Raw genomic sequence first — 23,276 nt, 5'->3', positions numbered from 1 at the left:
GTCAACGATCCGGTGCCGTCGTTCGTCGTGCATGGGAGATGACGATCGCAACCGACCCCAGGACCATGACGCAACCGCTGACCGACGACCTGCCCGACACCCGGCCCGGCTCCGCCCCCGATGCGGAGCCTGACGCACGGCCCAGAGCGAAGCTGCTCGATCTCTCGCTGACCCAGCTGCTCGGCGGCTCGATGGCGGCTGCCACGGCCGCGGCCCTCGGCTCCCGGCTCGGCGTCGTGGGCACGATCGCAGGCGCCGCGGTGCTCAGCATCATCTCGGCGATCGCGGCCAGCCTCTACACGAACTCCATGGCCCGCGCCAAGGAGGCCGTCGTGCTCGTGCGATCGCGCCGCGGGCCCGACGGCGTGGACGTGGAGGTCGTGCGCGAGACGTGGTGGCGACGTCCCGACCGGGCGACGACGCGACGCGTGCTCGTCACGACGGGTGCCGTCTTCGCCATCGCCGCGGCCTTCCTCACCGGCCTCCAGCTGGCGACCGGCGCCCAGGTGACCGGCACGGACCTCGGCGGCCGCACCAGCGCGGGCGCCGTGGTCGACAGCCCCGGCGGCACCTCCGGCGGCACCGCGCGCGACACCGCCGGCGACGGCACCTCCACCGACACCGGCGCGGTCGACACGGCGCCCACCGCGCCCGCGACCGGCGCGACGACGGCGCCCGCCGGGTCCACGCCCGGTCAGGCGACCTCCACCGGGACCCCGTCCGCGCCGACCCCGGCGACCCCCACCACCCCGGCGACCCCGGGTGGGGCGACGGGGTCGGCCGACCCGACGCCGCCCACGACGCCGGCCACGCCCGACCCGGGCGCGAGCACCCCGAGCGCCCCCGTCACGGCTCCCTGAGCGTCCGAGCCACCTGCTGGCGTATGCCGTCGGGTGTGGCGGCATACGTCGTCGTGGTCGGCCGCCGGGTGCGGTCGAGGGGGTCCTGCCTCCTCCGACCGCACCCGCCGCAGCTGCCTCGGTCAGCGTCGCTCGGGCCAGGGCCAGTCGACGTCGACGGACTCCCCGACCGCGAGCCCGGACCACTGTGCCGAGAGCCGGTCGAGGTCGGTGAACACCTCGCCGAGCTCACGGGCTCCGAGGTCCGCCGCTCCCCCTGGGCCTGGCTCGTGGTGGACGTCAGGGGTCATGCCGCGGTGTCGCAGCCAGGCCGGGTAGACGGCTGCGGCGAGCTGCTCCGACCGCCCGATCTGCGTGCCCCGGGACTGGTTCCGGCGGGCGACGCGACGGGCCCACGCCTTCGTGCGCGGCTCCTGGGTGGGCACGAAGGTGCCCCCGTTGCCGCCCGCGGCGATCTGGCCGAAGATGCCGTCGCGCAGGCCGAAGCGGTGCTCGACAACGAGGTGGACGAGGTCGTGCGGGGCGAGGTCGCTCCACCCAGGGGCCGGGCTCATGACGAGGTCCGTCGCGAGGTCTCGCTCCACGCGCACCTCGTAGCGACGCTCGCCGGTCCTCACGAAGCTCACCCGCACGCCCTCGAGGCTAGGAGCGCACGCCGGCGCAGTGCCAGCGGTTTTCGGCAGCGTCCCTCGCGCTCCGGCCGCGTGGGGTCAGGCGACCGACAGCGCGATCGTGCCCGTGCCGACGTCGGCGGCGTCCACCCGCAGGGTCACCGTCTCGCCGGCCTTGGCGGACCCGCTGGCCTTCGCCACGACGGCGAGGTCGATGAGCTGGACGACGACGCCCTTGTCGTTCTCGTCGACGACGACGCCCTGCACCGTGCGCCCGACCCAGGGGTGCAGCTCGGCGGCCTCGACGGCATCGGTACAGGCACGCTCGACACCGTTGGTGCGCCGGTCGGAGGTCGCCATGATCTCGGGCAGCGTCGGCAGCGCCTCGCGCACCCAGCCGGGCACGTCCTGACCCGCCGAGAGGGCCTCGCACACGACGAGCCCGAAGCGGTCGACGAGGCGCCGCAGCGGGGCCGTGACGTGGGCGTACGGGTTGGCGACCGCCGCGTGCGCCGGCTGCGCGGGGACGTCACCGTCGAAGGGCGTGTAGCCGGCGCCTCGGAAGAGCGACGTCGCCTCGTGGATGAGCGCGAGGTGTCGCGGGTTGCTGTGGTCGAGCGTGCGCAGCAGCTCGCCGTACGTCAGGTCCTTCGGCCAGTCGACACCGGCCGCCGCGGCCTGCCGCCGGAAGCGCGCCAGGTCCCGCGGGTCCGGTGGCGGCATGGTGCGCAGGATGCCGACCTTGCCCCGGAGCATGAGGTCGGCACCGCCCATCCCGGTGAGCAGCGAGATCTGGGCGTTCCAGTCCTCGGCGGCGAGCAGCGGGCGGAACGAGATCCGGAAGCTGCCGTCCTCGTCCTCCTCGACCTCCTGCTCGGGCATCGGCAGGGTCGCACCGCCCCGCTTGCGCTCGAGCAGGACGCGCTTCTCGCCGACCTCCTTGAGCAGGACGAGACACTCCTCGGCGGTGCCGGCGTCGACCTCCTTCTGCACCTGCTCGTAGTCGTAGCGACGGACGCTGCGGACCATCGCGCGGTAGACCTCGACCGCGGTGCCCTCGCCGTCGGCGGCCAGCGTCATGTCCCAGACGAAGGCGGGCCGCACCTGGTCGGGCAGCAGGCTGGCCGCACCCTCGCTCAGCTCGGTGGGGTGCAGCTGGATGCGCTCGTCGGGGCAGTAGACCGTCTGGCCGCGGCGGCGGGCCTCGCCGTCGACGGCCCCACCGGCACGGACGAAGGCCGGCACGTCCGCGATGGCGTAGCGCACGCGGTAGCCGTCGCCGCTGCGCTCGATCGACATGGCCTGGTCGAGGTCCATCGACGTCGGCGGGTCGATGGTGATGAAGGGGATGGCCGTCTCGTCACGCTCCGGCAGGGTCGCGGCGCCGGCGGCCGCTGCCGCCTCGGCCAGCACCTCCGGTGGGAACCGGTCGGGCACCTCGAACTCGCGGCGCACCGCCTCGAAGCGGGCCGTGAGCTGCCGTGCCACGTCGCCGGGCTGCGTCGCCGGGCGGAAGACGATGTGTCGCTGGGCCATGGCGTCACCCTACGCATCACGACCCGCTCCGGGCGGTCCCGGCACCCCGCTCTCCCGCCTGTCGGTCGGACCGCTGCTCGTCGTCCGCGACACGCGCAGGGATGAGACATCCCTGTCCGGTTTGCCTAGGCTGACCCCCGTGCTCATCCTGCTCCCCCCGTCCGAGGGCAAGACCAGACCCCGGCGGGGGCGGTCGCTCGACCTCGGCAGCCTCTCCTTCCCCGAGCTGACGCCCCTGCGCGAGTCGCTCGTCGAGACGGTGGAGCGGTTGAGCGGCGAGGCCGACGCGGCCCGCGTCCTCGAGATCAACCCCAACCTCGTCGCCGACCTCAAGGGCAACACGGTCCTGCGCACCGCTCCGACGGCGACGGCCGCCCACGTCTACACCGGAGTCCTCTACCAGGCCCTCGACGTCGACTCGCTCGACGCGGCCTCCAAGCGCCGCGCCAACCGCTGGGTCGTCGTCGTGTCGGCTCTCTTCGGCGCGCTGCGCCTCGGTGACCGCGTGCCGGCCTACCGCGTCAACATCTGCAGCACCCTCCCGGGCATCGGCTACGTGTCGCACGAGTGGCGCAAGGAGCTGCCGACGGCCCTCGACGCCGCGGTGAAGCCCCGCGAGCTCGTCGTCGACTGCCGGTCGAGCACGTATGCCGCCGTGTGGCGCCCCACGGGCGAGCGCGCCGAGCGGTGGGTGCACGTCACGGTCCCCGGCGCCTCGCACATGGCCAAGCACACCCGCGGACTCGTCACGCGCGAGCTCGTGCAGGCCGAGGCGCCGCGCACACCGCAGGCCCTGGCCGAGCGCCTCTCGGAGCGCTTCGACGTCGAGCTGACGCCACCGCCGCGCCCGGGACGACCGTGGCAGCTGGCCACGACGCCGAGGGCCTGAGGTGCTCGACCTCGGGCTGCTCGTCGAGCGCGTGGCCCCGATCCTCGTCTTCCTCGTCGCCATCACCCTCGTGGCCGAGATCTGCGACCTGTCGGGGCTCTTCGACGTCCTGGCCCACCACGCCGCGCGCGTCGCCAAGGGCCGGGTGCTCGTGCTGTGGCTGCTCGTCGTCGGGCTCGCGGTGGTGTGCACCATCGTGCTCAGCCTCGACACGACGGCCGTGCTGCTGACGCCCGTGGCCATCACGGTGGCTCGTCAGGTCGGCGCCCCGCCACTGCCGTTCGCCATGACGACGCTCTGGCTGGCCAACACGGCGTCGCTGCTGCTGCCCGTGTCCAACCTGACCAACCTGCTGGCCCTGCACCCGTTCGCCGAGCTCGGCGTCGGCAGCCTGGGCTACATCAGGCTCATGGCCGTGCCGGCCGTCGTCGCGATCATCGCCACCGTCGCCGTGCTCTGGCTGCTGCACCGACGCGACCTCGGCAGCACCTACGACACGCCGCCGCGCGCCGAGCCGCACGACCGGGTGCTCATGCTCGTCGCCGGCGGTGTGTGCGTGCTCCTCGCCCCGGCGTTCGTCGTCGGGATCCAGCCGGCCCTGGCGTCCGTGCCGGCCGCCCTCGTCCTGCTCGCGGCGACCTACTGGCGGGCACCCGAGCTGCTGCGCCGGATCAAGATGCCGTGGCTCACGGTCATGGGCATCTGCATCCTCTTCCTCGCCATCGACGCCGCGCTGCGCCTCGGGCTGGAGGCGTGGCTGCGCACCGTCGTCGGGCACGGCACCGGCACGGGCGATCTCTTCCGCGTCAGCGGCATCGGCATGCTGACCTCCAACGGCATCAACAACCTGCCGGCCTACCTGGCGCTCGAGCCGACGGTGGCCGACTCCCCGGCGCGCCTCGCGGCCCTGCTCATCGGCGTCAACGCCGGCCCCATCATCACGATGTGGGGCTCGGTCGCGACGCTGCTCTGGGCCTCGCGCTGCCGTTCCGCCGACCTCACCGTGGACGTGGGGCGCATCGCGCGCACCGGCGCCCTCTGCGCCGTCACCGTTGTGGCCACCGCGACCCTGGCCCTCGCCGCGACCACCTGACCCACCGGCCGCCACCCGTCGAGTGGTCACTCCCGTACGCGCACCTGGCGCACCGGGCGCACGGAAACGACCACTCGACGCATCCTGCCCGTCGAGTGGTCACTCCCGTACGCGCACCTGGCGCGCCGGGCGCACGGACACGACCACTCGACGCATCTTGGCCGTCGAGTGGTCGGTCCCGTACGCGGTTAGGGACGTCAGCCGAGCGCTCGGCGGAGGTCGTCGACGAGGTCGCGGACGTCCTCGAGGCCGATCGAGACCCGCAGCACGCCGTCGGTGATGCCGACCGATGCCCGCGCCTCGGGTGTCAGGCGGCGGTGCGTCGTCGTCGCCGGGTGCGTGATGAGCGACTTGGAGTCACCGAGGTTGTTGGAGATGTCGATGACCTGCAGGGCGTTCATGAGGGCGAACGCCTCGTCCTTGCCCCCATCGAGCTCGAACGTGACGACGGTGCCGCCGGCGAGCATCTGGCGCTTGGCCAGGTCGTGCTGTGGGTGCGACTCGAGGAACGGGTGCACGACGCGCTTGACGCTCGGGTGCGTCTCGAGGAAGCGCGCCACCTCGAGGGCGCTGTCGGCCATCCGCTCGACGCGAAGCGACATCGTCTCGAGACCCTTGACGAGCACCCACGCGTTGAAGGGCGACATCGACGGCCCCGTGTGGCGCATGAGGTTCTGCACCGGCCCGTCGATGAACTCCTTGGGCCCGAGCACGGCGCCGCCGAGGGTGCGGCCCTGGCCGTCGATGTGCTTCGTCGCGGAGTAGACGATGATGTCGGCGCCGAGGTCGAGCGGCTTGGAGAAGACCGGCGTGCCGAAGACGTTGTCGACGACGACCTTCGCTCCCGCGGCGTGGGCGAGCTCGGTCACGGCCGCGACGTCGACGAGCTCCTGCATCGGGTTGCTCGGCGTCTCGAAGAAGACCGCGGTGGTGGGCTCGGAGAGCGCCTCGCGCCACTGGTCGAGGTCGGCACCGTCGACGAAGACGGTCTCGACGCCCCAGCGCGGCAGGATCTCGTCGAGGATGACGAAGCACGAGCCGAAGAGGGCCCGGGACGAGACGACACGGTCGCCCTGGCCGAGGATGGCCGCCAGCGCGACGAAGACGGCGGACATGCCCGAGCCGGTGGCGAAGCACGCCTCGGCGCCCTCGATCTGCCGGAGCCGCTCCTCGAACATCGCCACGGTCGGGTTGCCGTAGCGGGAGTAGACGAAGCGGTCGACGTCACCCTTGAAGGCCGCCTCGGCGTCCTCCGCGGTGTCGTAGACGAAGCCGGACGTCAGGTAGAGCGCCTCGGAGGTCTCCTCGAAACCACTGCGGGACAAGCCTCCCCGCACCGCGAGGGTGTCGGGGCGCCACGGCTGGCTCGCGTCGCTCATCCCTGCACCCACGGCAGTCCCGCGACCTTCCAGCCGGAGACCGCGCGGTGGCGCTGCTCGTCGTGCGGTCCCTCGAAGCCCTCGACGACGTTGTGCGACCGGACCCACCCGCCACGTGTGGCGGCCTCGGCCGCGGCGACGGAGCGCACCCCGGAGCGGCAGAGGAAGTAGACCGGAGCGTCCTTGGGGACCCCGGCGGCCTCGAGCTCGGCGGTGAACCGCTCGTTGACCGCGCCGTCGGGGTAGGTCTGCCACTCGACGAGGACGACGTCCTTGCCGACCTCGCCGAGGTCGGGCAGTCCGACGTAGGACCACTCCGCCCTCGTGCGCACGTCGACGAGCGCCGCACCGGGCTCGTCGCGCAGGACCGTCCAGGCCTGCTCGGGGGTCACGTCACCGGCATAGCTCATGCCCCGAATATCGCACAGCGTCCGTCAGGCGAGATGGTCGGTCCGATTGGTGAAAGCCACCGACGCGGACCCGTCCTCCCAGACCTCCACGGCGGTGAGGCTGCCGGCCGCGGTCGCCAGGGCCCAGAAGCGCCCGACGGGCGTGCCGAGCACGTCGCTGAGCACCGAGAGCACGCCCCTGCGGCTCGTCACCGCGACGACGGTGCCGCCGGTCGCGGCGAGCGAGTGGTATGCCGTCCGCACCCTCTCGTCGGCTCCCTCGCCGGGTGCCTGGCCGGACCAGTCCCCCGTCGTCGTGGCCTCAACGTCGAGCGCCGCGGCGAGGTCGGCCGCCACCCGGGCAGCGAGGTCGTCGTCGGCGCCGACGACACGGGTGCCGGGGCCGACGAGGCGCCGGACCGCCGTGACGATGCGGGGCGCCGCCGCTCCGTCGTGGGGTGCCTGGACGAGCAGCAGGCGGAGCGGTCGGGACGCCGGCTGCGGCGAGGTTGTCTCGGAGATCCCCTGCGCTGCAACGGAATCCGCGTCGACCGCCGCATCGGCACCGTCAGCCTCGTCCGTGAGGACCCGGTGCACGCTCTTGCCGTCCATCGCGTCGTTGCTCAGGGCGTCGGCGTCCTTGTTCTTCTCGCGCGGGATCCACTCGAAGTCGACGCTGCCACCGGCCTCGGAGATCTCGGCGCACAGGTCGCGCGCCTCGAGCGCGAGCCGGCGCATGTCCTCGTGCTTGATCTTCCAGCGCCCGGACATCTGCTCGACGACGAGCTTGGAGTCCATCTTGACGCGGACCGACGCCCCCGGGTCGAGGTCGAGCACGGCGCGCAGGCCGGCGAGCAGGCCGGAGTACTCGGCAACGTTGTTGCTGGCCTTGCCGAGCGGCTCGGCGAGCTCGACGAGCACCCGGCCGGTCTCGGGGTCACGGACGAGCGCGCCGTAGCCGGCCACCCCCGGGTTGCCCCGTGAGCCGCCGTCGGCCTCGATGACGAGCCGGCGTCCCGACCCGCGAGACGCAGCGGTCACAGACCGGACTCGCCCGTGCGGATCATGATCCGGCGGCACTCCTCGCAGCGCACGACCTCGTCCTCCGGAGCGTTGCGGATGCGGGCGAGGTCGACGTTGCCCAGCTCGAGCCGGCAGCCGCCGCAGCGGCGGTGGCGCAGCTCGGCGGCGGCCATGCCACCGCTGCTGGCGCGGATCTTCTCGTAGAGGGCGATGAGCTCGTCGCCGACACCCGCGACGATGTCGGCCCGTCCGGAGCCGACCTGCTCGGCCTCGGCATCGAGCGTCGTGATGGCGGCGGTGCGCTCGGACTCGAGGGTCTCCACGCGTGCGGCGAGCTCGACCCGCTGGGCCTCGAGCTCGGCGACCCGTGCCGTGAGCGACTCGGACCGCTCCATGACCTCGAGCTCGACGTCCTCGAGCTCGGCCTGGCGCCGCGCGAGCGACGTCAGCTCGTGCTGGAGGGCCTGGAGGTCCTTGGCGCTGCCCTGGCCGGCGTCGAGACGCGCCTGGTTGCGCGCCGCGCGGTCGCGGACGAGCTGGACGTCCTGGTCGGACTTCGTCAGCTCGCGCTGGACGTCGCCCGCGGCCGTCCGGGCGTTGACGATCTCGGTCTCGAGAGCACCCAGCTCGCGCCGGGCCGCCTCGAGCGCGGGGGTCTGCGGCAGCGTCGCCTTCGCGTGCGTGATCTGGTCGAGACGCGTGTCGATCGCCTGCAGGTCGAGCAGGCGCCACTGGCGGGACGGGTCGGCTTTCAGGGCACACCTCCGGTTAAGGGAGCCGCACGGTCGGCCCGCGCGGCGTTCGCACCGACGACGAACGTCCACGGCTCGGTGCGGATGGCTGAGACTCTGGACTCGACCCTAGTCGCTCCGGGCACCTGCTCCAGCGCCGTCAGCAGACGGTCGCGGACGCTGGCGAGCCACAGCGACTCCGTCGCCCAGTGGCCCGCGTCGACGAGGTAGGGCGTGCCGCCCCGCGCCTCCTCGCGCGCCTCGAGCACCGGGTGGTGTCGGAGGTCCGCCGTCACGTAGACGTCGGCGCCGCTCGCGCGGACGTCGTCGAAGCGGTCGTCACCGGACCCGCCCATCACGGCGACCGTGGAGACCAGGCCATCGGGGTCGCCGCTGACCCGGGTGCCGCCGGCGGTGGCGGGCAGGGCCGCGGCGATGTGGTCGGCGAACTCCGCCAGCGTCACGGGCGAGGTCAGCGCGCCGACCCGACCGATCGCGTACCCACCCTCGGTCGACAGTGGGCGCTGGTCGACGAGCCCCAGGGCGTCGGCGAGCACCGTCGAGACCCCGGGGTCGGCGACGTCGGCGTTCGTGTGGCCCACCCAGTGCGCGACGCCGGCGCGGACGAGCGCCGTCACGGAGGCGCCCTTGGCCGACGAGGTCGCGACGGAGTGGATGCCGCGGAGCAGCAGCGGGTGGTGCGTCACGAGCAGGTCGGCGCCCCACTCCCGCGCCTCGTCGATGACGGCGAGGGTCGGGTCGAGGGCGAAGAGGATGCGGCGTACGGGCTGGTCGAGGTCACCCGTCACGAGGCCGACGCGGTCCCAGTCGGCCGCGCTCTCGAGGGGGTAGAGCGACTCGAGCGCCGCGACGACGTCACGGAGGCTGAGGGCGGGGGCGATGTCGTCCACGTGGGCCCGGCCGGGCTCGAACCGACGACACCCGCGGTGTAAACGCGGTGCTCTACCAACTGAGCTACAGGCCCTCACGTGCCCGCAGGAGGCAGGTGGCTGACACCGGCAGGCGGCGGTCAGCCTACGGCATCGCGCTGGCTCGCGCGGAGCGTCGCGAGCGCCTCGCGGTAGGCCCGGAAGTCGCGTCCCTGACCGATGCCGCGGACCTCGGTCCAGACGATCCGGCCCGAGCGGTCGAGCAGGAACGTGCCGCGCAGTGCGAACCCGTCCTCGTCGTCGAGGATCCCGTAGCGCCGCGCCACCTCGCCGTGCGGCCAGAAGTCCGACAGGAGCGGGAAGAAGTGGCCCTCGGCGTCGGCCCACGCCCGCAGCGTGTACATCGAGTCGCACGAGATGGCGAAGACCTGGATGTCGTCGTCCTGGAAGTCCTCGAGCCCGTCACGGATCTCGCGCAGCTCGCCGCGGCAGATGCCCGAGAAGGCCGCCGGGTAGAAGACGACGACGGCGTTCTTGACGTCGCGCACGGCCGACAAACTGACGTCGACGCCGTACTGGTCGACGAGGGTGAAGTCGGGCGCCAGCGCGCCGACGCCCAACGGGGCGGACGCCTGGACCGGTGACTCGGTCGGGTGCGCGTTCGTCATGGCGGCAAGTGTGACACCACTGCCCGGGTGTCGCCGCCACCCTCGACACGGGCTCGGCCCGGGACCCGACGTCAGACGGGGCTCAGCGGCGCGGGCCCTTCGGTGGCATGAGCTTCGTGGCCGCCCAGTCGGCGGCCACGTTGACCTGGCCCCCGGTGGTCAGGCCGGCTGTCGAGGCGGCCTCCTCGACGACGCTGGCATCGACGTGACCGGAGCGTCCGGCCTTGGGCGTCAGCAGCACGATGAAGCCCTGGTCGAAGAGCTTCGTCAGCCCGTCGACCATGAGGTCGACGAGGTCGTCGTCGCCGTCGCGGTACCAGAGCAGCACCCCGTCCGCGCCGTCGTTGAAGTCCTCGTCCTCGAGCTCGGTCCCGATGGCGTCCTCGAGCTCGAACCGCAGGTCGTCGTCGACGTCGTCGTCATAGCCGAACTCCTGGATGATCTGCCCCTTGGCAAATCCGAGCTTGCTGAAGGACGCCGCTCCCGCGGTCTCGCTCACTGTCACCGGTCCTCTCGATCGTTGGCGCGTCGTGTCGTGGCGTGGGTGCCACGAGATCAGTGCACTGGCTCCGACGCTATCGCGCAAGCCCGACCCGGTGGGTGCGCAACGCGCACGCCGCGCCAGAGGGAGCACACGGCATACCACCGGGTGGGACGGCGGCGACGCCGGAGTGGCCGTCCCGGTGCTGGACCCGAGTGTGACGGCCACCACGGTTTGGTAGAGGATGGGTGGGTGCAGCGCCGTGGCCGACCGGCCGCGGGCGCCGCCTCGCGACGAGAAAGGACCCACGACGTGGCATCCGAGGCCGGACCGATCCTCAACGGCATCCCCAGTCAGCTCCCGGACATCGACCCGGACGAGACGCAGGAGTGGATCGACTCGCTCGACGCCGTCCTCGACGAGAAGGGCCGGACGCGGGCGCGCTACATCATGCTCAAGCTCATCGAGCGCGCGCGCCAGCAGCAGGTCGGCGTCCCGTCCCTGACGGCGACCGACTACATCAACACGATCCCGCCCGAGCGCGAGCCGTGGTTCCCCGGCGACGAGGACGTCGAGCGCGAGATGCGCCGCTACATCCGCTGGAACGCCGCGATCATGGTGCACCGCGCGCAGCGGCCCGGCATCGGCGTCGGCGGGCACATCTCGACGTACGCGTCCGCCGCGACGCTCTACGAGGTGGGCATGAACCACTTCTTCCGCGGCAAGGACCACCCCGGCGGCGGCGACCAGATCTACTTCCAGGGCCACGCCTCCCCCGGCATGTACGCCCGCAGCTTCCTCGAGGGCCACCTGACCGAGGCGCAGCTCGACGGCTTCCGCCAGGAGAAGAGCCACCGCGTCGACGGCACGGTCGAGGCCGTCCCGTCCTACCCGCACCCGCGGCTGCTCCCGAACTACTGGGAGTTCCCGACGGTGTCGATGGGCATCGGCCCGATGAACGCGATCTACCAGGCGCAGTTCAACAAGTACCTCCACAACCGCGGCATCAAGGACACCAGCCAGCAGGACGTGTGGGCCTTCCTCGGCGACGGCGAGATGGACGAGCCCGAGTCGCGCGGCCTGCTCCAGCTCGCGGCCAACGAGGAGCTCGACAACCTCAACTTCGTCATCAACTGCAACCTGCAGCGGCTCGACGGGCCGGTGCGCGGCAACGGCAAGATCATCCAGGAGCTCGAGGCGTTCTTCCGCGGCGCCGGCTGGAACGTCATCAAGGTCGTGTGGGGCCGCGGGTGGGACCCGCTGCTCGCCGCCGACCGCGACGGCGCGCTCGTGCACATCATGAACCAGACGAGCGACGGCGACTACCAGACCTTCCGCGCCAACGACGGCAAGTACGTCCGCGACCACTTCTTCGGTCGCGACCCGCGCACGGCCAAGATGGTCGAGGACTGGACCGACGAGCAGGTCTGGTGGGACCTCAAGCGCGGCGGCCACGACTACCGCAAGGTCTTCGCGGCCTACCAGGCGGCCCGTCAGCACACCGGCCAGCCGACGGTCATCCTCGCGAAGACGATCAAGGGCTACGGCCTCGGCTCGCACTTCGCCGGCCGCAACGCCACGCACCAGATGAAGAAGATGACGCTGGACGACCTCAAGGCCTTCCGCGACAGCCTCCGCATCCCGATCACCGACGAGCAGCTCGAGGCCAACCCCTACCAGCCGCCGTACTACCACCCGGGCGCCGACAGCGAGGTCATCAAGTACTCCATCGACCGCCGCACCAAGCTCGGTGGCACCCTGCCGAGCCGCCGCGTCGACTTCGAGCCGGTCAAGCTGCCCGGCGACGAGGCGTACGCCCAGGTCAAGAAGGGCTCGGGCAAGCAGGAGGTCGCCACGACGATGGCGTTCGTCCGCCTGCTCAAGGACCTGTTGCGCGACAAGGAGTTCGGTCCGCGCATCGTGCCGATCATCCCCGACGAGGCGCGCACGTTCGGCATGGACGCGTTCTTCCCGACGATCAAGATCTACAACCCCAACGGGCAGAACTACACGCCGGTCGACGCCGAGCTGATGCTCGCCTACCGCGAGAACGTCAGCGGCCAGATCCTGCACCTCGGCATCAACGAGGCGGGCTCCCTGGCGGCGTTCACGGCGGCGGGCACGTCGTACGCCACGCACGGCAAGCCGATGATCCCGATCTACGTCTTCTACTCGATGTTCGGCTTCCAGCGCACGGGCGACTCGATCTGGGCGGCCGCCGACCAGATGACGCGTGGCTTCCTCATCGGCGCCACGGCCGGTCGCACCACCCTGACCGGTGAGGGCCTGCAGCACGCCGACGGCCACAGCCCGCTCCTCGCCGCGACCAACCCGGCCGTCGTGCACTACGACCCGGCGTACGCGTACGAGATCGCGCACATCATGCAGGACGGCCTCAAGCGGATGTACGGCGAGGGCAACACGCCCGAGGAGTCGAACGTCATCTACTACCTCACCGTCTACAACGAGCCGATCCAGCAGCCGAAGGAGCCGGAGGACGTCGACGTCGAGGGCATCCTGCGCGGCATGCACCGCATCTCGGTGGCCGACACCGAGGGCTGGACGCACGAGGCGCCGCGCGCGCAGCTGCTCGGGTCCGGTGTCGGTGTGCCGTGGGCGCTCGAGGCGCAGCAGCTGCTCGCCGACGACTGGGGCGTGGCCGCGGACGTGTGGTCGGTGACCTCGTGGAACGAGCTGCGTCGTGACGGCCTGCGGTCCGACGAGCAGGAGTTCCTCAAGCCCGAGGGCCCGCCGATCAAGCCGTGGGTCACCCAGTGCCTCGAGGGCACCGAGGGCCCGGTCGTGGGCGTGTCCGACTACATGCGGGCCGTCCAGGACCAGATCCGCGAGTGGGTCCCCGGCACCTACGCCACCCTCGGCGCCGACGGCTTCGGCTTCTCCGACACCCGCCCGGCCGCACGCCGCTTCTTCCACATCGACGGCCCCTCGGTCGCCGTGCGGACGCTGCAGCTGCTCGCCAAGGAGGGCAAGGTCGACGCCGACGTCCCCCGTCGCGCGGCCGAGAAGTACCAGCTCGACGACGTCACGGCCGGCACGTCGGGCAACGCGGGCGGCGAGAGCTGACGCTCCCCCGATGACGTATGCCGTGCGGCCCGGTCCCTGCCCAGGGACCGGGCCGCACGGCATACCCGGCCACCCGCCCCCACCCCAGCGACGCCGGTCGCTCTCACCCGCGCGGGTCGCTCTCACTGGCGCCGCAGGCCTCCGGCGTCGCTGAGCTCGAGTGGGTCCGCTGAGCGCCACAGCAGGTCACGCGGCGACGGCCAGGGCCGCCGCCAACCGCCGCGCGACCCGCCTCGGGTCGTCCAGGTCGCCCCACACCACCCGGACCACGACCCAACCGGCCCGCCTCAGGGCGTCCTCGCGCTGCTTCTCCTCGAACAGTGCGCGGCGGTCCTCGTACTTGACCGCACCGTCGAACTCGACGAGCACCCGCGTGCCGACGATCCGGAAGTCCGCGCGGTAGCGCCGCCCCTCGGCCACCACCTCGACCTGCGGTTCCACCGAGTGACCCAGAGCCGCCAGCAGGAAGGCAGCGCGCGACTCACCCGGCGACTCGTGCCGCGCATCCGCGAGGGGCAGCGCAGCTCGGACCGGGCCGATGCCGGTGTGGGTCGCGAAGACCTCAACCGCGCGGGACAGCGCATCCGGCGTGGCTGTTCCCGCGCGCAGAGCGCCGTCGGCCGACACCACGAACGCCTCGGGCCCGGCTGTCATGCCGGCTTGGACGGCTGCCCACGCCGTCGGTACGAGCCGCGGCCGGTCCGGTGCGAGCAGGTCCGGTGCGGGGATGCGGAGGTTGCCGACGCGCCGGTGCACCGTGACGCCGCGCCGGGTGACCGACACGCCACCTCGCGTCTCGACCAGCGAGGTGAGGTGCACGGTCGTGAGGTCGGCCGCGAACGTCGGAAGCCCAGCCACGACGAGACACGAGTGGTGACTGAGGGCGGCGCGTCCGCGCAGCGCCCTCCCGACGGCAACGGCAGTGAGCCGGTGCAGTGCTTCACGGGCCGGCGGGTCTCCGTCGACGACGGCATACCAACCGGTCGTGAGGCGCAGGCAGCGCCCCTGACGGACGAGGCGGGCCAGCGCGTTGCGGTCCAGTCCGAGGCGGGCCGCGTCCGAGGTCGAGAAGACGCCGTCACGCGCGATGAGGTGGAGGTCCGTGCGCTCGAGCGTCCACTGGGCGCGCGCCCACGGCGACGGTCCGCCCACGGGTTGTGGACGACGTGGGCCGGTCCCAGGAGGGTGTGGACGGCTCACCAGCGCCGGAGTCCTCCACCGTGGCTGAGCGCGACCGACGCTGCTGAGCGGCAGTCGGCCACCCGGCATACGCGATGTTCACGGGCTGCCACAGCGATTGGATAGGTATGCGTGGCTGTGCATATACTTGCATCCATGTCCAAGGTCCTGACCTCGCTCCCCGTCGGTGAACGTGTCGGCATCGCCTTCTCCGGCGGCCTCGACACCTCTGTGGCTGTTGCCTGGATGCGCGAGAAGGGAGCCGTGCCCTGCACCTACACGGCCGACCTCGGGCAGTACGACGAGCCCGACATCGACTCCGTCCCCGGCCGCGCCGGCCAGTACGGCGCGGAGATCAGCCGTCTCGTCGACTGCAAGGCCGCCCTCGTCGAGGAGGGCCTGTCGGCGATCGCGTGCGGCGCCTTCCACATCCGCAGCGGCGGCAAGACGTACTTCAACACGACCCCCCTCGGCCGCGTCGTCACGGGCACCCTGCTCGTGCGCGCCATGCAGGAGGACGGCGTGTCGATCTGGGGCGACGGCTCGACCTTCAAGGGCAACGACATCGAGCGGTTCTACCGCTACGGCCTCATGGCCAACCCGAGCCTGCGCATCTACAAGCCGTGGCTCGACGCCGACTTCGTCACCGAGCTCGGTGGCCGGCACGAGATGTCCGAGTGGCTGACGGCCCGCGAGCTGCCCTACCGCGCGTCCGCCGAGAAGGCGTACTCCACCGACGCGAACATCTGGGGCGCCACGCACGAGGCCAAGACCCTCGAGTTCCTCGACGAGTCGATCGAGGTCGTCGAGCCGATCATGGGGGTCAAGTTCTGGGACCCCTCGGTCGCCATCGAGACCGAGGACGTCACGGTGCGCTGGGAGCGCGGCCGCCCCGTCGCCGTGAACGGCCAGGAGTACGCGGACCCCGTCGCGCTCGTCGACGCCGCCAACACCATCGGCGGCCGCCACGGCCTCGGCATGAGCGACCAGATCGAGAACCGCATCATCGAGGCGAAGTCGCGCGGCATCTACGAGGCCCCGGCCATGGCGCTGCTCCACATCACCTACGAGCGGCTCGTCGCCGCGATCCACAACGAGGACACGATCGCCAACTACCACGCCGAGGGCCGCAAGCTGGGCCGCCTTCTCTACGAAGGACGCTGGCTCGACCCGCAGGCGCTCATGGTCCGCGAGTCCATCCAGCGGTGGATCGCCTCGGCCGTCACGGGCGAGGTCACGATCCGGCTGCGCCGCGGTGACGACTGGTCGATCGTGGGCACCTCGGGTCCGGCCTTCAGCTACCACCCCGAGAAGCTCTCGATGGAGCGCACCGAGGACGCCGCCTTCGGTCCCGTCGACCGCATCGGTCAGCTGACGATGCGCAACCTCGACATCGCCGACTCGCGCGCCAAGCTCGAGCTGTATGCCGCCCAGGGCCTCCTCGGCGCCGACGCGCGCGAGCTCGTGGGCGAGCTGACGCCCGGTGGCGCGGCCGCGATCTCGGCCAACCCGGCGGCCGTGGGACTCGACGACCAGGACGACGCGCTCGACCGCGCCGCCATGGAGTTCGGCACCGACTGACCCCGACTGACCCCGACTGACCCCGTCCGACCCCGCCCGACCCCGCCCGACTCCGTCGTCAGAGGTGGTCCCGGCAGCCCTCTCGCTGCCGGGACCACCTCGTTTCGGTGGGGGCCGGTGGGGAGCCGGTCGCGGGAACGCACCGATCGGGTAGGGGCCCTGTATGAGCGACAACGGAAGAATCACCGTCCAGCGCACCATCGACGCCCCGGCAGCCGAGATCTTCGACGTGCTCAGCAACCCGAAGCGCCACGTCCAGCTCGACGGGTCCGGCTTCGTCCGGTCCGACGAGAAGGCCGAGCGCCTCCAGAAGGTCGGCGACGTGTTCCGGATGAACATGGCCGGCGACCACATGGGTGGCGAGTACCAGACCGACAACACGGTCTCGGGCTACTCGCACAACTCCCTGCTCGCGTGGAAGACGGCTCCCGCCGACACCCCGCCCCCCGGGTGGGAGTGGATGTGGGAGCTCGCGCCGGAGGGCCCGAACGCGACCCTCGTGACGCTGACCTACGACTGGAGCCACGTCACCGACAAGGAGATCCTGTCCAAGGTCAGCTTCCCCCTCGTCGACAAGAGCCAGCTCGAGGACAGCCTCGGCAACCTCGCGTCAGCCGTCTCGAGCTGACCGACGCACCCCTCGGCGGTCATGGGATCTCCCCGTGACCGCCGCTAGGGTGGCCGGTCATGGACTCGACGACCCACCTCACCGAGAGCGACCACGTCGCTCGTCAGTACCGCTCGACCGACAACCTCCGCACGCGGCGTGACGTGTGGGGCCCCGGTCCTGAGGGCGTGTCGCCCGTGGACGTGCTGCGTACGCTCGTGGTGTCCTCCCAGCCGAAGCGACTGATCGAGATCGGCTGCGGCACAGGACAGTTCGCTCGCTCGGTCCTCGACGAGGCGCCTGACGTCGACTACGTCGCGACCGACCTGTCCCCGGCGATGGTCGAGGCGACGCGCGCCCTGGGCGTCCCGGCGGAGGTCGCCTCCTCGGACGTCCTGCCCTTCGGCGACGGCACGTGCGACGCGGCCGTCGCGGCCTGGATGCTCTACCACGTGCCCGACCTCGACGGCACGCTGCGCGAGCTGCGCCGCGTCCTGCGCGACGGAGGGGCCCTGTACGTCGCGACGAACGGCCGCGAGCACCTGGCCGGGCTGCTGCGCGAGGCCGGCGGCGACGCGCTCGTCACCCAGTTCATGTCGGAGAACGCCGCCGAGGTGCTCGGTCGACACTTCGAGCACGTCGTCCAGCGCGACGTCGAGACCCGCGCGACCTTCGCCGACCACGCGGCCGCGAGCGCCTACCTCGCGACCTTCTCCCCCGACCTCGCGCAGTCCCTCCCGCACTTCGAGGGCCCTCGGACGTACGCCGGCCACACCGCCGTCCTGTCGGCCCACTGACGCCGCTCCGACGGCGACCCGACCCGTCCGCGACGTCACGTGCCCGCCATCCCTTTGTGAGCGGCATACAAAGTCAGGGCTGCCGGAGACCTAGGCTGGGCCCGTGAGCAGACGGCGACAGCACCCGAGCGAGGCGACCTCCCGCGCCGTCGAGCGCAGCGCCGGCGAGCTCTCGACCCTCGCGTCGCAGCGCATGGAGGAGCACCTGCGGTGGTATCGCGACCTCTCGGCCGAGGAACGCTCGCAGGTCGGGCTCGTCGCCCAGGCCGGCATCTCGCAGTTCATCGCGTGGTTCCACCAGGAGGAGAGCCATCCGCCGTCGGCCATCTCGATCTTCGCCAACGCGCCACAGGAGCTGACCCGGTCGGTCAGCCTGCGCCAGACGCTCGACCTCGTACGGACCGTCGTCGACGTCGTCGAGTCGCGCGTCGAGGGCCTCGCCGCGCCCGGGGACGAGCAGCTGCTGCGCGAGTCGGTGCTGCGCTTCTCCCGTGAGATCGCCTTCGCGGCCGCGGAGGTCTACGCCGGCGCGGCCGAGGCCCGTGGCGCGTGGGACGCCCGGCTCGAGGCACTCGTCGTCGACGCCGTGCTGCGCGGCGAGGCCGACGACTCGATGCAGTCCCGCGCCAGCGCACTCGGCTGGGGCGAGCTCGCCGACGTGACCTTCGTCGTGGGCAGCACCCCGACGGCGAGCGGCGGAGCGGTTCCCGCCGTCGACGACCTGCGCCGCGCGGTGCGCCAGCACGGCGTCGAGGCCCTCGCCATCGTCCAGCGCTCTCGCCTCATCGCGATCCTCGGCGGCACGCGTGAGGCGCCACGGGTCGTCGAGGCCGTCACGGACTGCTTCGGACCCGGCCCGATCGTGCTCGGGCCCACGGTCCCCCACCTCTTCGCGGCGGGGCGGTCGGCACGTGCCGCCCTGAGCGGGCTCGCGGCCGCCGGGGCGTGGCCCGACGCACCGCGCGTGCTCGAGGCCGACGCCGTCCTGCCCGAGCGTGCCCTCGCCGGCGACCCTCCGGCGCGCCGCATCCTCGTCGACCGCATCCATCGCCCGCTCACCGCCGCCGGGCACGCACCCCTCCTCCAGACGGCGACCGCCTACCTCGAGCACGGCGGGTCGCTCGAGGCGACGGCGCGGGTGCTCTTCGTGCACCCCAACACCGTGCGCTACCGGCTGGGGCGCATCTCCGACGTCACGGGCTACGACCTCGCGACGCCGCGCGAGGCCTGGGCCGTGCGGATCGCGCTCGCCCTCGGCCGCCTCGCTGCCGCCCCGGCGAGCACGGGCGGGTCCGGGGGCTCCGGCGGCACCCGCGGCGCGGGCGGCCTCGGCCCGCCGGGCGGCGACGGCCCGACCACCCCGTCGCGGACGCCACGACTTCGGCCACGCACGACCGATCGTTCTCCCTTGGAGGAAACCTCCAAACTATCCCCGACGACTTCGTGACATTCGGTGGCGAGGTCCTCACCGGTAACCCGGAAAGGTTGAGCACGTGCTAGCGATCGTCTGCCCTGGACAGGGCTCCCAGACCCCCGGCTTCCTCGCCCCGTGGCTCGAGCTCGACGGTGTGCGCGAGCAGCTGACCGCCCTCGGCCGTGCGGCCGGGCACGACCTCGTCGCCCACGGCACCGAGTCCGACGCCGAGACGATCAAGGACACCGCCGTCGCGCAGCCGCTCATCGTGGCGGCCGGGCTCGTGACGGCCTCGGCGCTCTTCCCCTCGCGCGACGAGCTCGCCGGCACGGGAGCCGTCCTCGCCGGGCACTCCGTCGGGGAGCTCACCGCGACCGCCCTCGCGGGCGTCGTCACGGACGAGCAGGCCATCTCCCTCGTCGCGACCCGCGGGCGCGCGATGGCCGAGGCCAGCGCGGTCACCCCCACCGGCATGGCCGCCGTCCTCGGCGGCGACCCCGACGAGGTCCTCGCCGCGCTCGAGACCCACGGCCTGACGCCCGCCAACATCAACGGAGCGGGACAGGTCGTCGCCGCCGGCACCCTCGAGCAGGTCGAGGCCCTCCGCGCGGCTGCGCCGGCCAAGGCGCGGGTCATCCCCCTCCAGGTCGCCGGCGCGTTCCACACCCGCCACATGTCCCCCGCCGTCGACGCTCTCGCCGCCGCTGCGGCCGACGTCACGCCCTCGGCGCCCACCCTCCGGCTCCTGTCCAACGCCGACGGAGCCACCGTGGCCGACGGTCCCGACGCGCTCGAGCGGCTCGTGCGCCAGGTCAGCAACCCCGTGCGTTGGGACCGCTGCATGGAGACGATGCTCGCGCTCGGCGTCACGGGGCTGCTCGAGCTCGCTCCCGCCGGCACCCTCGTCGGTCTCGCCAAGCGCGCCATGCCCGGCGTGGAGACCCTCGCCGTCAAGACGCCCGACGACCTCGAGGCGGCCCGCGCGCTCGTCGCCACCCACGCGAGCACCTGACGACACCGACGTCCCATGACTGGCGCACCGACCCCGACAGGGGCACGCTCGTGGAGAGGGCCCCGTCCGACGGTGACCCCGCCCGACCAGGACCTCCCCCGCGCCGCACCACGACCCCACCTGAACCCTCACCCTCGAGAAGGCCTCACGTGACATCCCCCAGCGCCACCGCGCCGACGCCCAAGGGCACCGGCACCCTCGTCGACAACGGCGCCGCACGCCACTCGCGGATCCTGGGCGTGGGCGCCTACCGCCCGGCCCGCGTCGTCATGAACTCCGAGATCGTCGACAAGATCGACTCGAGCGACGAGTGGATCCGGGAGCGGTCCGGCATCATCAGCCGCCACTTCGCCGCCGACGACGAGAGCGTCATCGACATGGCGGAGGCGGCCTCCCGCCAGGCCCTCGAGCACGCCGGCATCGCGCCCGAGCAGATCGGCTTCGTCCTCGTCGCCACGGTCACGCACCCCTACCAGACCCCCGCCGCGGCTCCGGAGCTCGCTTCCCGTCTCGGCTCGACGGCCCCGGCCCTCGACATCTCCGCCGCGTGCGCCGGCTACTGCTACGGCGTCGCGATGGCCAGCGACATGGTCAAGGGCGGCTCCGCCGACTACGTCCTCGTCGTCGGCGTCGAGAAACTGAGCGACTTCACCGACCCCTACGACCGCGGAAGCGCCTTCATCTTCGGCGACGGCGCCGGCGCCTGTGTCATCGGTCCCAGCGACACCCCGGGCATCGGCCCGACCGTCTGGGGCTCCGACGGCACGCAGCGCGACGCCATCTCGCAGAAGCAGGCGTGGACCGACGTCCGGGAGTCGTGGCAGTCCGCGCAGGCCGACAAGAACGTGTGGCCCGCGATCGGCATGGCCGGCCAGACGGTCTTCCGCTGGGCCGTCTGGGGCATGGCCCCCGTCGCGCAGCAGGCCATCGACAAGGCCGGCATCAAGGCCGACGACCTCGACGCCTTCATCCCGCACCAGGCCAACATCCGCATCATCGACGCGATGGTCAAGCAGCTCAAGCTGCCGGCCGACATCCCCGTGGCCCGCGACATCGTGACCACCGCCAACACCTCGGCGGCCTCGATCCCGATCGCCACGACCCGCATGCTCGCCGAGAAGGAGATCCCGAGCGGCGGCCTCGCCCTGCAGATCGGCTTCGGCGCCGGTCTCGTGTATGCCGCGCAGGTCGTCGTGCTGCCCTGAGCACTCCCAGCACGGGCAGTCCAGCACTCCCGCCGGTCCCGACGGGTCATTCGGGCCACGGAATGCCATCCACGCGGATGACAGCCCCGAGCACCACCGCCAGCACGAACCGCCAACACGAACAAGGAGCAGACAGATGGCTCAGTCCGAGCAGGAGATCCTCGAGGGTCTTGCCGAGATCGTCAACGAGGAGACCGGCCTCGACACCGCGTCCGTCGAGATGGACAAGTCCTTCACCGAGGACCTCGACATCGACTCCCTCTCGATGATGACGATCGTCGTCAACGCCGAGGAGAAGTTCGGCGTGCGCATCCCGGACAGCGAGGTCAAGAACCTCAAGACCGTCCGCGACGCCGTCACGTTCATCGCCGGCGCTCAGTCCTGATGCACCCGGTCGGCGCCCGGCACCACCGGGCGCCGACCGAGCCGCACCACGGGCGCCTGCCCCACGAGCAGCACCGCAGTCCCGTCACAGCCACCACCCCTCGCACGACACCACCCCACTCGACCCAGAGGAGCACGTCACCATGACGTCCAATCGCGACCGACGCGTCGTGGTCACCGGTCTCGGAGCCACCACGCCCCTGGGCGGTACCGCCACGGAGACGTGGGAGGCCCTGCTCGCCGGCCGGTCCGGCGCCCGCCCCATGGACTTCGACTGGGTCGCCAAGTACGAGCTCCCCGTCACGTTCGCCGCGACGATCGCCACCCAGCCCGTCGACGTGCTGGCCAAGGTCGAGACGCGACGTCTCGACCCCTCGAGCCAGTACGCCCTCATCGCGGCCCGTGAGGCGTGGGCCGACGCCGGCGCCCCCGAGGTCGACCCCGAGCGGCTCGGCGCCGCCATCGGCTCCGGCATCGGCGGCGTGTGGACCCTCCTCGACCAGTGGGACGTCCTCAAGGAGAAGGGGCCCCGCCGCGTCTACCCGCTGGCGGTCCCGATGCTCATGCCCAACGGCCCTGCCGCGGCCGTCTCGCTCGACCTGGGCGCCCGCGCCGGGGCGCACACGACGGTCAGCGCCTGCGCGTCGGGCGCCGAGAGCATGGGCTACGCCATCGACATGATCCGCACGGGCCGGGCCGACATCGTCGTGGCCGGTGGCACCGAGGCAGCCGTCCACCCGCTGCCCATCGCCGGCTTCGCCGCGATGCAGGCGCTGTCGACGCGCAACGACGACCCGACCAAGGCCTCGCGCCCCTACGACACCGGCCGTGACGGCTTCGTCCTCGGTGAGGGCGCCGCGGTCATCGTCCTCGAGTCGGAGGAGCACGCCCGCGCCCGCGGCGCCCGGATCTACGCCGAGCTCGCGAGCGTCGGCATGTCCGCCGACGCGCACCACATCACCGCCCCCGAGCCCAACGGCTCCGGCGCGTCCCGCGCGATGCTGTATGCCGTCGAGCGGGCCGACCTGGCACCGACCGACATCATCCACATCAACGCGCACGCCACCTCGACCCCCGTCGGTGACGTGGCCGAGTACAACGCCATCAAGCGGGCGTTCGGCGACCACACCGAGAACATGTCGGTGACGGCCACCAAGTCGATGACCGGGCACCTGCTCGGCGCGGCCGGGGCCCTCGAGGCGGTCATCACGATCCAGTCGATCTACCACCGCCTCGTCCCGGCGACGATCAACCTCGAGGACCAGGACCCCGAGATCCCGCTCAACGTCGTCACGGGCGAGCACCAGAAGCTGCCCGACGGTGACATCGCCGCCCTGAACAACTCGTTCGGCTTCGGCGGGCACAACGTCGCCCTGGCCATCCGCAGCATCTGACTCGCCTGGCGCATCTGCCGTGACGGAGTGCCCACCCGACCTGCTCGTCGGGTGGGCACTCCGTCTATC

Annotated in this window: 22 protein-coding genes and 1 tRNA gene; 12 read left to right on the top strand and 11 right to left on the bottom strand. The window is 72.2% G+C overall.

The window, feature by feature from the left end; genetic code table 11:
• Positions 1-65: 65 nt before the first annotated feature.
• Complete coding sequence (locus ACSQ2D_RS08955) at positions 66-860, top strand: hypothetical protein (RefSeq protein ID WP_435985602.1); 795 nt, start codon at positions 66-68, stop codon at positions 858-860.
• 122 nt (positions 861-982) lie between these two features.
• Here the strand turns inward: ACSQ2D_RS08955 and ACSQ2D_RS08950 are convergent, their stop codons facing one another.
• Positions 983-1,486: a hypothetical protein gene (locus ACSQ2D_RS08950; RefSeq protein ID WP_435985601.1), complete on the bottom strand. Its 504-nt coding sequence runs from the start codon at positions 1,484-1,486 to the stop codon at positions 983-985.
• Positions 1,487-1,570: 84 nt separating this feature from the next.
• Positions 1,571-3,007, bottom strand: coding sequence for an RNB domain-containing ribonuclease (locus ACSQ2D_RS08945; RefSeq protein WP_435985600.1), 1,437 nt, complete (start codon positions 3,005-3,007; stop codon positions 1,571-1,573).
• 139 nt (positions 3,008-3,146) lie between these two features.
• Between ACSQ2D_RS08945 and ACSQ2D_RS08940 the strand changes: the two genes are divergently transcribed.
• Positions 3,147-3,896 (top strand): YaaA family protein, encoded by a 750-nt coding sequence (locus ACSQ2D_RS08940; RefSeq protein WP_435985599.1) that lies wholly within the window; start codon positions 3,147-3,149, stop codon positions 3,894-3,896.
• Position 3,897: 1 nt separating this feature from the next.
• A complete protein-coding gene (locus tag ACSQ2D_RS08935) occupies positions 3,898-4,989 on the top strand; it encodes an SLC13 family permease (RefSeq protein ID WP_435985598.1) in 1,092 nt (363 codons plus the stop codon).
• 197 nt (positions 4,990-5,186) lie between these two features.
• Here the strand turns inward: ACSQ2D_RS08935 and ACSQ2D_RS08930 are convergent, their stop codons facing one another.
• The 8 genes from ACSQ2D_RS08930 to ACSQ2D_RS08895 form a co-directional block, all read right to left on the bottom strand.
• Complete coding sequence (locus ACSQ2D_RS08930; RefSeq protein ID WP_435985597.1) at positions 5,187-6,368, bottom strand: O-succinylhomoserine sulfhydrylase; 1,182 nt, start codon at positions 6,366-6,368, stop codon at positions 5,187-5,189.
• The gene (locus ACSQ2D_RS08925) at positions 6,365-6,778 is read right to left on the bottom strand and encodes a rhodanese-like domain-containing protein (protein ID WP_435985596.1); all 414 of its coding nucleotides are present in this window, start codon (positions 6,776-6,778) and stop codon (positions 6,365-6,367) included. Before ACSQ2D_RS08925 ends, ACSQ2D_RS08930 begins: the two co-directional genes overlap by 4 nt.
• Before the next feature lie 24 nt (positions 6,779-6,802).
• The gene (locus tag ACSQ2D_RS08920) at positions 6,803-7,798 is read right to left on the bottom strand and encodes a reverse transcriptase-like protein (protein ID WP_435985595.1); all 996 of its coding nucleotides are present in this window, start codon (positions 7,796-7,798) and stop codon (positions 6,803-6,805) included.
• On the bottom strand, positions 7,795-8,604 hold the full coding sequence (locus tag ACSQ2D_RS08915) for a zinc ribbon domain-containing protein (protein WP_435985594.1): 810 nt from the start codon (positions 8,602-8,604) through the stop codon (positions 7,795-7,797). Before ACSQ2D_RS08915 ends, ACSQ2D_RS08920 begins: the two co-directional genes overlap by 4 nt.
• Positions 8,532-9,422, bottom strand: coding sequence for a Nif3-like dinuclear metal center hexameric protein (locus ACSQ2D_RS08910; RefSeq protein ID WP_435985593.1), 891 nt, complete (start codon positions 9,420-9,422; stop codon positions 8,532-8,534). Before ACSQ2D_RS08910 ends, ACSQ2D_RS08915 begins: the two co-directional genes overlap by 73 nt.
• A gap of 1 nt (position 9,423) precedes the next feature.
• Positions 9,424-9,496, bottom strand: a tRNA-Val gene (locus ACSQ2D_RS08905).
• Positions 9,497-9,541: 45 nt separating this feature from the next.
• On the bottom strand, positions 9,542-10,069 hold the full coding sequence (locus tag ACSQ2D_RS08900) for a peroxiredoxin (protein ID WP_435985592.1): 528 nt from the start codon (positions 10,067-10,069) through the stop codon (positions 9,542-9,544).
• Between the two features lie 82 nt (positions 10,070-10,151).
• A complete protein-coding gene (locus ACSQ2D_RS08895) occupies positions 10,152-10,568 on the bottom strand; it encodes a DUF3052 domain-containing protein (protein ID WP_435985591.1) in 417 nt (138 codons plus the stop codon).
• A gap of 294 nt (positions 10,569-10,862) precedes the next feature.
• Here ACSQ2D_RS08895 and aceE point away from each other — a divergent pair, with 294 nt between their 5' ends.
• A complete protein-coding gene (gene aceE, locus ACSQ2D_RS08890) occupies positions 10,863-13,634 on the top strand; it encodes a pyruvate dehydrogenase (acetyl-transferring), homodimeric type (protein ID WP_435985590.1) in 2,772 nt (923 codons plus the stop codon).
• Between the two features lie 186 nt (positions 13,635-13,820).
• Here the strand turns inward: aceE and ACSQ2D_RS08885 are convergent, their stop codons facing one another.
• Positions 13,821-14,786, bottom strand: a complete 966-nt coding sequence (locus ACSQ2D_RS08885) for a type IV toxin-antitoxin system AbiEi family antitoxin domain-containing protein (protein WP_435985589.1) — start codon at positions 14,784-14,786, stop codon at positions 13,821-13,823.
• 183 nt (positions 14,787-14,969) lie between these two features.
• On the opposite strand from ACSQ2D_RS08885, the gene argG reads away from it, so the two are divergent.
• The 8 genes from argG to fabF all read left to right on the top strand — a co-directional run bounded on the left by argG (position 14,970) and on the right by fabF (position 23,207).
• Positions 14,970-16,394: an argininosuccinate synthase gene (gene argG / locus ACSQ2D_RS08880; RefSeq protein ID WP_435985588.1), complete on the top strand. Its 1,425-nt coding sequence runs from the start codon at positions 14,970-14,972 to the stop codon at positions 16,392-16,394.
• Positions 16,395-16,557: 163 nt separating this feature from the next.
• Positions 16,558-17,022 carry an SRPBCC family protein gene (locus ACSQ2D_RS08875; RefSeq protein WP_435985587.1) on the top strand — a complete coding sequence of 155 codons (465 nt, stop codon included), beginning with the start codon at positions 16,558-16,560 and terminating at the stop codon, positions 17,020-17,022.
• A gap of 59 nt (positions 17,023-17,081) precedes the next feature.
• Complete coding sequence (locus tag ACSQ2D_RS08870; RefSeq protein WP_435985586.1) at positions 17,082-17,798, top strand: class I SAM-dependent methyltransferase; 717 nt, start codon at positions 17,082-17,084, stop codon at positions 17,796-17,798.
• Positions 17,799-17,901: 103 nt separating this feature from the next.
• A complete protein-coding gene (locus ACSQ2D_RS08865) occupies positions 17,902-19,245 on the top strand; it encodes a PucR family transcriptional regulator (RefSeq protein ID WP_435985585.1) in 1,344 nt (447 codons plus the stop codon).
• Between the two features lie 46 nt (positions 19,246-19,291).
• A complete protein-coding gene (locus ACSQ2D_RS08860) occupies positions 19,292-20,224 on the top strand; it encodes an ACP S-malonyltransferase (protein ID WP_435985584.1) in 933 nt (310 codons plus the stop codon).
• A 149-nt stretch (positions 20,225-20,373) separates the two neighbouring features.
• Complete coding sequence (locus tag ACSQ2D_RS08855) at positions 20,374-21,429, top strand: beta-ketoacyl-ACP synthase III (protein ID WP_435985583.1); 1,056 nt, start codon at positions 20,374-20,376, stop codon at positions 21,427-21,429.
• A gap of 136 nt (positions 21,430-21,565) precedes the next feature.
• Positions 21,566-21,814 (top strand): acyl carrier protein, encoded by a 249-nt coding sequence (locus ACSQ2D_RS08850; RefSeq protein WP_020145270.1) that lies wholly within the window; start codon positions 21,566-21,568, stop codon positions 21,812-21,814.
• Positions 21,815-21,956: 142 nt separating this feature from the next.
• Positions 21,957-23,207 carry a beta-ketoacyl-ACP synthase II gene (gene fabF, locus ACSQ2D_RS08845; RefSeq protein ID WP_435985582.1) on the top strand — a complete coding sequence of 417 codons (1,251 nt, stop codon included), beginning with the start codon at positions 21,957-21,959 and terminating at the stop codon, positions 23,205-23,207.
• Positions 23,208-23,276: the final 69 nt, after the last annotated feature.

Source organism: Terrabacter sp. LjRoot27, assembly GCF_964254175.1.
Taxonomy (GTDB): Bacteria; Actinomycetota; Actinomycetes; order Actinomycetales; family Dermatophilaceae; genus Terrabacter.
The sequence above is the reverse complement of the archived record's forward strand: the minus strand, read 5'-3'. Positions and strand labels throughout refer to the sequence as shown.

Excerpts from the sequence above, each read along its gene's own strand:
- ACSQ2D_RS08955 (WP_435985602.1), top strand. The coding sequence starts at position 66 with ATGACGCAACCGCTGACCGACGACCTGCCCGACACCCGGCCCGGCTCC.
- ACSQ2D_RS08945 (WP_435985600.1), bottom strand. The coding sequence starts at position 3,007 with ATGGCCCAGCGACACATCGTCTTCCGCCCGGCGACGCAGCCCGGCGAC.
- ACSQ2D_RS08930 (WP_435985597.1), bottom strand. The coding sequence starts at position 6,368 with ATGAGCGACGCGAGCCAGCCGTGGCGCCCCGACACCCTCGCGGTGCGG.
- ACSQ2D_RS08925 (WP_435985596.1), bottom strand. The coding sequence starts at position 6,778 with ATGAGCTATGCCGGTGACGTGACCCCCGAGCAGGCCTGGACGGTCCTG.
- ACSQ2D_RS08900 (WP_435985592.1), bottom strand. The coding sequence starts at position 10,069 with ATGACGAACGCGCACCCGACCGAGTCACCGGTCCAGGCGTCCGCCCCG.
- argG (WP_435985588.1), top strand. The coding sequence starts at position 14,970 with ATGTCCAAGGTCCTGACCTCGCTCCCCGTCGGTGAACGTGTCGGCATC.
- ACSQ2D_RS08875 (WP_435985587.1), top strand. The coding sequence starts at position 16,558 with ATGAGCGACAACGGAAGAATCACCGTCCAGCGCACCATCGACGCCCCG.
- ACSQ2D_RS08870 (WP_435985586.1), top strand. The coding sequence starts at position 17,082 with ATGGACTCGACGACCCACCTCACCGAGAGCGACCACGTCGCTCGTCAG.
- ACSQ2D_RS08850 (WP_020145270.1), top strand. The coding sequence starts at position 21,566 with ATGGCTCAGTCCGAGCAGGAGATCCTCGAGGGTCTTGCCGAGATCGTC.
- fabF (WP_435985582.1), top strand. The coding sequence starts at position 21,957 with ATGACGTCCAATCGCGACCGACGCGTCGTGGTCACCGGTCTCGGAGCC.